The 1,311-nt window shown below is 65.7% G+C and carries 2 protein-coding genes; both read left to right on the top strand.

The genetic code is table 11. The features are described from left to right. Positions 1–301: hypothetical protein (locus GWC77_RS29265; RefSeq protein ID WP_217283452.1), on the top strand; the 301-nt coding region annotated here is incomplete at its 5' end. 149 nt (positions 302–450) lie between these two features. Next, a complete protein-coding gene (locus GWC77_RS27780; RefSeq protein WP_367949131.1) occupies positions 451–1,020 on the top strand; it encodes a hypothetical protein in 570 nt (189 codons plus the stop codon). Positions 1,021–1,311 lie beyond the last annotated feature (291 nt).

Raw genomic sequence — 1,311 nt, 5'->3', positions numbered from 1 at the left:
GCGCACCATTGGGCTGTCGGTCATCGCGGCGTTGCCGTTCGCTTTTATACCGTATCGCCAACCAGTAGCCCCGTTTCTCCGCGAACGCCGGCCCCCACACGGGACTGAAGTGCTGCTGAACAAAGCCCCGGTGAGCGACGAGTGCGTCGACGCGATTCGCGCGCATTGGCGTGATCGCGGGCTCGACTTCGATGCGCCCGAGGCGCACGGCCCGCTCGTGGCGCCCCTCGTGGTGCCGTCAACGCCGCGGGCCCGTGCGAAATTCGGTGTCGCGCAAGACGACGCACCGCGCATAGGCTGAGCGTGAGCACGTAAATCGATGGGAATTCGGGGCGTTTTGAGCAGCTTGCGTGATGTAGCGGAGGGGGTCTCCCTCAGGCATCTTGCACAAACGACGCCCAAGGGAGAGTCTCGTGTCTGCCAAGAACCGAGACTTCCAGAGTGTGCCACGTGAGTGCCCGCGATCCCAACTTCTATCGCCTGCTGTTACGTATCGATCAGGACTACGCCGAACAGACCCGCGCGCAGCGTTGTCGCTGCGGTGGCGTACTCCATAGCGCCCGCTACCCGCGCAAGCCGCGCGGAATTTCATACGAAGCCCGCTGCCACTGCGAGTTCCGCTACAGCTTCTGCTGCGCCGACTGTCGCCGTCGTACCACGCCATTCTCGGTGCGCTTTCTCGGCCGGCGCGTCTACACCGCCGCAATCATGATTGTCGTCAGCGCCACGCGTGCGAGCGCCGGTACGGCCGCGGCAATGCGCCAGCTCGATGCGCTGGGCGTGCCGCCCTCGACGATCGCGCGATGGCGGCACTGGTGGATGACCGGGTTTGTCGGCACACCGTTCTGGGCGCTCGGACTGGCGTCGTTCGTGCCGCCCGTCGAGACCGCACAGGTGCCGGCAAGCCTGCTCGAGCGCTTCGCTACCACGCAGCCTGCCGAGCCATTGCCATGCCTGCTGCGCTGGCTCTCACCGCTCACCAGCGGCAGCGCCGTGAGCACCCTGCGTGAGGGACGGTAACCGCCCGCAGAACTTGTCGCTCGCCCCTCTCGGACTGCGCCGGTAGTCTCGCCTCTCCCCCGAATCGCGGCGCGGTGCGCCGCATCCCTGGAGAGAGCATGACTGAACTTCACGATTTACCCCTGCGGGATCGTTGGGCGCGCCTGCGCTTTGCGGTCGTGGGCGGCGTTGGTGCACGGATAGGCAAACGAAAGACAGGAGTAATAAAATCGCGGTCCGTCCTGCTGGAAGCCCATGCATGCCCCACAAGCACAACGCCGCGCGCCGGCATGACATCCCGAAGATGGCCCA

It is taken from the genome of Paraburkholderia sp. NMBU_R16, from assembly GCF_013282575.1.
Classification (GTDB): Bacteria; Pseudomonadota; Gammaproteobacteria; order Burkholderiales; family Burkholderiaceae; genus Trinickia.
The sequence above is the reverse complement of the archived record's forward strand: the minus strand, read 5'-3'. Positions and strand labels throughout refer to the sequence as shown.